10 protein-coding genes and 1 pseudogene are annotated in these 9,494 nt (G+C 33.5%); 10 read left to right on the top strand and 1 reads right to left on the bottom strand.

The annotated features are described in order from the left end of the window. The first annotated feature begins 15 nt into the window (after positions 1 to 15). From LKD48_RS08520 to LKD48_RS08565, 10 genes and pseudogenes are all read left to right on the top strand, one after another. Positions 16 to 846 carry a LicD family protein gene (locus tag LKD48_RS08520; protein ID WP_308731763.1) on the top strand — a complete coding sequence of 277 codons (831 nt, stop codon included), beginning with the start codon at positions 16 to 18 and terminating at the stop codon, positions 844 to 846. 298 nt (positions 847 to 1,144) lie between these two features. Further along, positions 1,145 to 1,999, top strand: coding sequence for a hypothetical protein (locus LKD48_RS08525; RefSeq protein ID WP_308731764.1), 855 nt, complete (start codon positions 1,145 to 1,147; stop codon positions 1,997 to 1,999). 63 nt (positions 2,000 to 2,062) lie between these two features. After that, entirely contained in the window at positions 2,063 to 2,710 is a 648-nt protein-coding gene (locus LKD48_RS08530) for a hypothetical protein (protein WP_308731765.1), read from the top strand. 601 nt (positions 2,711 to 3,311) lie between these two features. Further along, on the top strand, positions 3,312 to 4,187 hold the full coding sequence (locus LKD48_RS08535) for a retron St85 family effector protein (protein ID WP_308731766.1): 876 nt from the start codon (positions 3,312 to 3,314) through the stop codon (positions 4,185 to 4,187). 173 nt (positions 4,188 to 4,360) lie between these two features. Then, positions 4,361 to 5,518 carry a retron St85 family RNA-directed DNA polymerase gene (locus LKD48_RS08540; protein WP_308731767.1) on the top strand — a complete coding sequence of 386 codons (1,158 nt, stop codon included), beginning with the start codon at positions 4,361 to 4,363 and terminating at the stop codon, positions 5,516 to 5,518. A 41-nt stretch (positions 5,519 to 5,559) separates the two neighbouring features. Next, a pseudogene (locus tag LKD48_RS08545) lies at positions 5,560 to 5,727 on the top strand (transposase domain-containing protein); the annotation flags it as partial. A 543-nt stretch (positions 5,728 to 6,270) separates the two neighbouring features. Then, positions 6,271 to 6,960: a hypothetical protein gene (locus tag LKD48_RS08550; RefSeq protein WP_308731769.1), complete on the top strand. Its 690-nt coding sequence runs from the start codon at positions 6,271 to 6,273 to the stop codon at positions 6,958 to 6,960. A 239-nt stretch (positions 6,961 to 7,199) separates the two neighbouring features. Next, entirely contained in the window at positions 7,200 to 7,526 is a 327-nt protein-coding gene (locus LKD48_RS08555) for a hypothetical protein (RefSeq protein WP_308731770.1), read from the top strand. Then, positions 7,484 to 7,831, top strand: coding sequence for a hypothetical protein (locus tag LKD48_RS08560; RefSeq protein ID WP_308731771.1), 348 nt, complete (start codon positions 7,484 to 7,486; stop codon positions 7,829 to 7,831). Before LKD48_RS08555 ends, LKD48_RS08560 begins: the two co-directional genes overlap by 43 nt. Positions 7,832 to 7,835: 4 nt before the next feature. After that, positions 7,836 to 7,997, top strand: coding sequence for a hypothetical protein (locus LKD48_RS08565; protein ID WP_308731772.1), 162 nt, complete (start codon positions 7,836 to 7,838; stop codon positions 7,995 to 7,997). Between the two features lie 854 nt (positions 7,998 to 8,851). Here the strand turns inward: LKD48_RS08565 and LKD48_RS08570 are convergent. Then, a partial coding sequence (locus tag LKD48_RS08570) for a transposase (protein WP_308731773.1) occupies positions 8,852 to 9,494 on the bottom strand: 643 nt, incomplete at its 5' end.

A 9,494-nucleotide genomic window follows, 5' to 3' on the forward strand; every position in this document is an offset into this window, starting at 1 on the left:
TCGAGGAAAAAAATAATGGATGATGTCATGTTGAGGAATGTTCAACTTATACAGTTGGAGATAGCAAAAGAAGTTAAAAGAATCTGTGAACAGAATAATATTTCATATTTTATGGATGGAGGAACTTTGTTAGGAGCTGTAAGGCATAAGGGATTTATTCCATGGGATGATGATTTGGATTTCGGCTTTACGCGAGATAATTATGAAAAATTTATTGCTACAGCCAAGAAAAATCTGTCGTCCGAATTTTTCTTGCAAACTTGGGATTCAGATAGAGAATATGGATATGCTTTTGCAAAAATACGAAAGAAGGGAACAATTTATCAAGAGAGAATTGCTCAGGACAGCGATGCAAACTGTGGGATTTTTATTGATCTATTTCCTTACGATAATTTACCAAATGACAAAAATAAAAGAAGAAAACTTATTACAAAATTAACTTTTTTGAAAATGTTATTGAAAACTAAAGTTAATTATAAACCGTGGATGGAAAATGAAACAATTAATTGGAAGAGATGGATGATTTATTTACCTGTTCGTTTTGTTTCGCAGTTTGTCAGCAAAAATAGAATTCAGAAGCACTATATGAAAATAGTAAAGGTTGCAAATACAGAAAAAAGTGAATTGATATATCCGCAAGTTGCTGAGAAACTTGGAGTCTGGGCGATGAAAAAAGAATATTTTTCAAAATACATTTCTTTGAAATTTGAAGATACTTTTTTTTCGGCACCAGTAGGATATAAAGAATTTCTGACAGATGGATATGGAGATTATATGACACCTCCACCAATAGAAAAAAGGAAAAATATCCATGGAATTATAAAAATTGACCTTGGAAGCAAATAATTATTTAATGAAAGAATTACCATTGGTGCCAGACCCCCGGTACTAAACTGTAAACGTAAAATGAACAAAAAATGACTAAAAAGTCGAATGTTGTCGAAGGATTTTTGTTGCGGAGCTTGTCGAAATATGATATATTACAAATGTACTAAAAATAAAGGAAATGCAAGATGCATTAGAGAAGGGAGTTGTCTAAATGCAGCTCCCTTAAATTTGAAAGCCCGAGAGGGCATTGTTAAGGAGATAGGAAGATTAGGTACCACCATGGTGCAAAACACCTTACAAGATTGGAAGGAAAAATATGTATAGAAAAGTAATGCTTTCGCTGACATTATTGTCTTTGATTTTATTATCGTTAATAGCATGGAAAGTTGGTGTATTCAAAGAAATTGCAGATTTGCCATTCTCTACATTAGTAAGTAACATGGTGAGAAATACTTATTTTTCTGGTATGGCTTGCAGTATCATTTCTGTTGTTGTTATTTATAAATGGCAGGTATGGTATAGCAAGAGAAAGCTAAAGCAGGACTTTAGATGCAATGAATGCATTCAAGATATATATAGTGGTATAGAAATAGTCAGCAATTATGCGTCATCAATTCCAGAGAAAGAAAACGAGGATTGTGATACTGAACTTCGTAAGAAAAACGCACAGGAATATGTTGATTTTTATCAGAAGAATAAAGGCTATATCCATTATGCAAATTTGGCACTATCATATGAAGGAAATAATTTACTTATTGAATCTATCCAATCTTGTTTTTTTATTAATCTTAATTTTAAGTTACTGGAGATTCTGAATAATGTGAAGAATAGGCTGCCAAATCTCAGAAATAAATATCCTGAAATTGAGGAACTAGAGAATAAATACAAAGAAACTGCCGATGAGGAAATTATGTTACGATTGGGAGAAAAGTTGGCTTTGTACTTTGTAGATGCAAAATTTATGGCAGACTACTGGAAAGAACTGCTTGATTATTTGGGGTATGATCCAACGTTTGTTAAGTTGTTTGTAGAAACTTACAACACACGATATAAAATTAAAGACGATGTAAAGTCATCAATGTCGGTTAGAAACAGCCATATGATTGAGGTTAAGAGAGCAGTTAGAAGGGCGATTTTAAGAGACAAATTTAGTAATTTTTGGAAAAAATAATGTTAGGTCATTAGTGACTTAATGTATAAAGTACTAATAAAAATTGATGGAGAGTATTTATACATGTTAGAAGCATTTGAAAATGGAAGTATGGATATAGTTTCTCTATTAGTTATTATTTATTGTATAAGTATAGCTTATAGAAAAAGATATTCATTAACAGGGTATTTATATGTAAAGGAGCAATTAAACCTGTTAAGTGCGTATTGTACGGTTTTTGCAATAGTAATGTATATATATTATTATTTAGAAGAAAAATTTCATTACGATAGTAAATATATGAATGGAATTATTTTAATATTGTTTATTCTTATAGCAGGATTGTTGAGCAGAGTTTGTTATGAAAAGTATTTTGCTAATAGATTAAGTAAGTATCAAGCAAGTGATGAGGACAGAATGGTATTAATATTAGCTGCATTTATTGCGATAAGCATAAGACTGGTAGCAAGTGGAGTTGTAAAGTTAGTAGTTCCAGTATCAATAGTTTTAGGAAAATTTATATGGTTAGATACAGAGTCAATAGAAGACATAAAGAAACTTGTAAAAACAGAGCATAAAAGGATCATTGAAACTGCGATATTATTAGTTCTTGGTGTATTAATTCTTTCAATATTAGTAGATTGGTTTAATATGCCAAGATATATGCATCCATTAATAGCATTATTTTATGGAATTATTATCATTTTGAAGAGTGACAGCAATGTTAAGTAAGTGATGAATACGGAGTGCGCTGGGTGCCAGACCGTGCGTCCAGCAAAGGGCGTGCAATCCGACAGGTGGAAATCCTGTCAAATAAGCTGCTAACCACAGCATTTGAAGCGAGTCTTGAGTGTGTTACAGTAATGTAATGGGCTAAGCGTAGACAGCAAGGTTGCAGGGACAGCAACCCTGCGCTGAAATACCATAAATCGGAGTGCCGACTCTGTGGTCTGAGGGGAAGGCAACATGTGGGTTTATCGTTAAGGTGAGATTTCACACAGCTCCGCGGCGTCGGGAGTGACCTGAGGGTTAGGCACCGTTAACAAAGTGTGAACAAAAGTTCGAATGATGTCGAAAGGTGTCGAATTTGGTAAAACGAAAATGGTTGCAAAATTTGTCACAATTTGATAAAATACAAATGTAGTAAGATCGAAGAACTTGAATTAAAAACTGGATGAAGTAGTTTTCGATTGCTAGCAAAAAACATTACATCACACAGAGAGGGCTGCCGAGAGGTGGCTCTCTTAATTGGAAAAGAAGCCCGAGAGGGCATTGGACATGTTAATTTAATATAAAGAAAATACAGATTTATTGTTGAAAGGAAGTAAATTTATTGATAGAGAAATTTGATATTGTGGATGAAATATATAATAATATATTTTGTAATATACGCCACAGAAATATTGATCTTTTTTTGTGTGGTGCAGCAAGTACAAAAGAAAAGAAATCCAATAGAGATATTATCAGAAGTAGATTAGAAAATAATGATAATTTATCCATATTGTATCCGGAAGATATGTTTATGGAAATGCTTAATAGAAAAAAATATGATTTACTAACATTAGAGAAGTTTTTGGCAAGCAACAGCGATATAATCTTGATTGTTTGCGAAAGTCCGGGTTCATTTACAGAATTAGGGGCATTTGTTAATAATAGTGAAACCTTGGAAAAGGTAGTTGTGTTATTGCAAACAAAGTATAAAAATGCAAAAAGCTTTATTAGGCAGGGACCAGTAGAGTATGTTAGAATGAATAATAAAGATAATGTAATCTATTTCAATAATAATATTGGTGAACTTGTAGAAAAAATTGAAAAGTATTTGAAAAAAAAATTTGGATATAGGTATAAAACAAAAGAACTGAAATTGAAGGATTTAAACTTGATTTCTGGTCAATATTATTTTATAATAACGTTGTTGTATTTTTATCAAGAATTGGATGTAAAATCATTGGTAGCAATTTTAAAGCATTTGTATGAGAAAAAATACAACATAACTGAATTTGATATTATCTATTCGTCTGCAGTAAAAAGGTTATTCAAAGAAGGCTTGATAAAAAAAGAAGAGCCGGCAGGGAAGTCAATTCAGTATAGGCTTACAGATAAGGGATATGATTTTGCTAAGCTTCTTTTGTCATATGTTTCTTTGGAAAATAAAACGAGAACTATTGATAAAATGAGATTAAAAATTATGTATAGCCAATATTATTAGCACTGCTTTCTTAGAACGTTGCAGGTACATATCTGTTTACGGAAGATGGTTCGTCTTCCTAAGAAAATTAACAAACACAGAGTTACTCCAATCAATGGAGTAACCCCACGACAGTGGATTTCCTCCATTGATTGGAGGTAAAGGATTTAAGGTAAGGAAGTGGTGCTAATTTTATGAATAAATATAGTAATAAAATAGTTATTGAGTCTCTAGGATTGCCAATGTTGACTTGCTTTGATGATTTAGTTAAAGAAGTAAGTTTAAGTGAAAAACTAGTTTATTGGCTGACTAAAAGGGATGCTGAGGGAAGATATAACCCCTTTTTTATTAAAAAAAAGGATGGTAATAAAAGAAAGATTAATTCACCGTCTCTAGCGTTAAAGATAGTTCAACGATGGACTTTGGAGAATATCTTATACAAGATAAAAACATCCCAATATTCATATGGATTTAAGAGAGATATTCGAAAAGGTTCTCCATTGGTGTATTGTGCAGAAAAGCATAAAAACAATTTATATATACTAAAGCTAGATTTAAAGAATTTTTATCCTTCGATTAAGCGAGAGAGTGTGTACTATATTTTTAAAAATGTAGGATATAATGCTGATATATCAAATTTGTTAACAAATATATGTGTTGTTAATGATGAATTGCCACAAGGGGCTGTTACATCACCGTATCTTGCTAATTTAGTTTGTAGAAAACTAGATTTTAGGATAGCAGGATATTGCAATAAAAGAAATATTGTATATACAAGATATGCGGATGATTTGACATTTTCTTGTGATGATAGAGAATTATTAAGAAAGATATATGGCATGATTAAAAAGATAGTAGAAGATGAAGGCTTTTGCTTAAATCAAAGGAAAACAGTTTTTATGACACCTAAAAATCATAAGGAAGTATTGGGAGTAACGATAAATGATGGTTTATTAAAGGCTCCTAAAGAAGTCAAAAAAGATATACGAGCTATGCTTCATTATGAAGTAGCCACGGGTGATTATGCAATGAATGATGAAATACGTGGCTATGTAGCTTATGTAGACTCTATAGAAAAAAATTATAAAAACAAGTGTATAAGCTATTTAAAGAGATTGTCTGAATCAACGCTTTGCTTGTTTCCAGATGTTGTAAAAGCATATAACAGCAATAAAATATATAAAGAATTACCAGATATGAAAGAAAAGCAAGTAGCAGATTTTTGTGAAGAAGATGAAGATGAGTTTGCTAATATGATATATCAGGAGCATGAGCAGTATTTAATATTAAAAGGTATATTGAATAAAACTAATGAAGAAGATATAACGGATTTACAAAATCCATTTTGGTAAACTTGAACTTAACGGACAAAGATATTGGGGTCAGGAACCCGGTCCTAAATAGCATTGCAGAAACTGCAAAAGCGAATAAGCTTAAACTCTACAATTATTTTGAATATCTCTTAACAGAGATACAAAAACATATGGATGATCATGATATTTGTTTTTGCGAGGATCTGCTTCCATGGTCAGACAAACTGCTAGCCGAATGCCGAAAATAGTTCTACAATCAAGCCGCTCCGAAGAGCAGCTAATTGATGTGGAGTACTTACTATTGAGCGCTTACGAAAAATCTGTGCAGAAGCCCGAGAGGGCATTTACGTGCCACTACTTAGTGCTATAGTGCTTACAAATGCTCTACTTGACTAGGTAGAATAAAAATATAGGGAGCAATAAAGTATGAAAAAAGGAAGAAATATCGTAAGCGATGAATAACACCCCGGATTCCATATCTGCCTAAACCGTGTCATAATTATTGCATGGAGTGGCAAGTCTTCTGTTTCTCAGTTTTGCACTTAGGACCATTTTACTTCAAATCATTTGAAAAAAGTGCCAGACCCCCGGTACTAAACTGTAAACGCGAGATGAACAAAATATGACTAAAAAGTCGAATACAGTCGAATTAGCGTCTGTATTAGGCAAGATAAAGCCGTGTGAATTCACACACGGTAGCTGCTCAAATCTTCACACACCTCTCCGTGGTGAGCAGCAGGCAACGGTCGTATGACTGGCTGAGATGTGAAGGAAAAGGTAGGGATTCCACTATGAAGCTATATCATAAAATTTTTAAGAACCGTGCTGATATGTCAGTGTATCTTGAAAACATGAATCCACTTATCTCATATGACGAAGAACTTTTGAATTGTTTAACCAATGCTCGTAATACAGATGAGCTTCACGATGCAAAGTGCTCTGTTTTGAGAGACTTTCATGATATATATGCTTTTGATGTAGGTGATGCAGAATTTCCAGAACCTGTAGGACATTTTGATGACGAGGAAGAAAAAAGCAAATTTATCCGGAAAAAAATATTGTTACAGGACACAGTGTTATATCTTGGCAGCGTGTACAAAAAGTACCATTCTATAATTTATCAGACGCATAATAGATTGCCGGAAATCGAATTGAAAAAATTGGCGATAGATTATAACGAGATATACCGAAAAGCAATGGAAGATTACATTGCTGCACTTGTTACAGGAGAACAGCACGCCGTGACAGCTAGTTTCGTATTGCCGTCGCTGATTGAGCAAGGATTAGGAATGGCGCTACAAAATAGGATGCTGTTCAAGTGCATAATGCAGTTGAACGATTTGGCGGAAGAAGAAAAGAATGTAATTGAGCCATTCTTACACAATGATAAGATGCTTTTCTATGGAACAGAAAAATATACCATGGAGAAGTTATACAGGCTTTTTGTTGTACAGTTGGATCCGGGGGTCAGGCACCGTTAACAAAATATGAATAAAAGTTCGAATAATGTCGAAAAATGTCGAATTTGGTCAAACGAAATTGGTTGCACAGTTTGTCAGAAACTGGTATACTACAAAAGTGGCGAAATAAAAGATCCGAATGAAAAATTGGATGGAGTAGTTTTCGATTGCTAGCAAAAAAACATTACATCACACAGAGAGGGCTGCCGAGAGGTGGCTTTAGGCACCGTTAACAAAAATAAGGTGGAAGGTAAAATAGTATGAATAGGGTATGGGATTGGATAGATAAAATTAAAAATGAGGATAATGGTTTGGTATCATTTTTAAAATGGTGTTATTCTATTGGGAAGATAAGTTGGATTCATGCGGTGATTTCAGCAGCAGCGGGTATTTTGATACCAATTTTTTTGGATAAGGCTTATTATAAAAGCATGGCAGTTGCTATAATAGTTGCCATATTAGATATTTTGTATGCATATATTTGTAATGAATACCAAAAGAAGCTTTTTATAAGTAGAAAATTCACATCAGAAAGTCAATCCCTTTGGAAAAAAAACAACAGTATTATTCTTATCAGATTTTTGTAAATAATAATAAGGGAATGAATATACTGGAAGCAAAGGAGATACAAAACAAGAGTATATGGTATAAAAATCCTGAAAATAATGTAGATGTGAAAAGATATATTGGAATTGCAGTAAGTGTATTAGATGATGAAAAAGTGAATTTTATATTACAAATAGATTTTCTTGATGAGTTTAAATTTGGAAAGCATGACTCTGAGGAAGAAATCAAAAACTTTGTGGATCAATATTTGTTGTCTTATGTAAATATTGTTACCTTGGCGTACCTGTTAAATTTGAATAGTAAAAAGGAATTAAATGAGGTATAACAGAATGAAAAGAAAGGTAAAGAAGAATCAAACTCAATCTGCAGTGGGAGAAAAGAGAGAAGTAAAAAAATACACGATTGAAGAACTTCTTGAAATGGGAAACAAAACAAATAAGATTGAAATTGCTCCGAATATGCTAGAAAAGAAAAGCAAATACCCGGGGTGAATATTCTCGTGCGATGAAATCGCACTTCCGGCCATTTGGGAAGCAGATGTCCGGAAGTGGAAATCATCGATAGATTAACAGGAACATTAGGTGCCAGGAATACCGGGTGCCAGACCCCCGGTACTAAACTGTAAACGCAAAATGAACAAAATGTAACTAAAAAGTCGAATGGTGTCGAATTAGCGTCTGTATTAGGAAAAATAAAGCCGAAAATACCGGGTGCCAGACCCCCGGTACTAAACTGTAAATGCAAAATGAACAAAATATGACTAAAAAGTCGAAGGGGGGTCCAGACAACATTGTGGTCAGACACTGGACTTTGGTGTCAGACCCCCGATACTAACGCAAGGTGGAAGGAATCAGTCCATATACTGCGTGCCAGACCCCTGGTACTAAACTGGATTTACAATAAATCTTCCGAAAGAAAATGGAAAAATAATAAAAGGCATACTTTAACAAAGCCCACTTCTGATGTCAGAAGTTGACTGCTTTAGTTATATTCAGTTATTATAGCTAACGGGTTACTTTTCTGTTTCCATAATGCTTGCGACAATTCATTTTACTTTTTCTTCTAGGGAAAGAACGTCCTGGAATAATCTGCGATTTACAGCGAGTTGCTTCGATATAAATGTTTTCAATTTTTGAAACATCAAAGACATTGCACAGAATACCGGGTGCCAGACCCCAATGGTAATTAGTTTGCATTAAGTTAAGAACTGTGATATACTGTTAGCGTCGGTAAAAAAACTTTTTAATAAAAACAGTTCTCGTATTGCATCTCTAATTGCTAATTAAAGATATGGCAAACAGACAGATGGGGATCTGTCTACTGAAAAATTTATTATTTTGCTTTTTTAACGATACTCAAACGATGCAGCAGTCCTCGCTCCCAAATAGCGGGGGCTGTTTCGATTTGGTCGTATTGGAATTAAATTTTTCTGGAGTAATGCTCCCACATTAATCATTTGATCTGCTGAACATTTTAAAAATTCAAAGCAAATCTTAACCAGTATTGTAAAGTTTATTTTATAGCAATATTTTCTTTTCTCATTTTTTTGCTTTCCAACTGATGCTGCTTCAGCAACTAATCGGCAAAAGTTGTACGCGATCAATTTCGCATATATTTCCTGAAGTATAAGCTCTTGCTTTCTACTGTGAAAATATCGAAGGCCTATATTATATTTTAAATCTCGGAAAGAAGTCTCTATTCCCCAACGTAAATGATATAGTTCTCGTAAATCTTCAAGTGAAAACTGATCTGCCGGAAGATTCGTATATAAAACTTCTGTTTTGCCATTTGAAAGCTTTAAACGTATTACTCGAAATGAAATAGAATACTGTTCCTGACTTTTTAAAGGAATGTAATCAAAAGTACCATTGCCGATTGATTTATAAATTTTAGGATGTTCTTTTATTTCTTTCGTAAGCGATGAATAACACCCCGGATTCCATATCTGCCTAAACCGTGTCATAATTATTGCATGGAGTGGCAAGTCT

The organism is Anthropogastromicrobium aceti, from assembly GCF_020687335.1.
Lineage (GTDB): Bacteria > Bacillota > Clostridia > Lachnospirales > Lachnospiraceae > Anthropogastromicrobium > Anthropogastromicrobium aceti.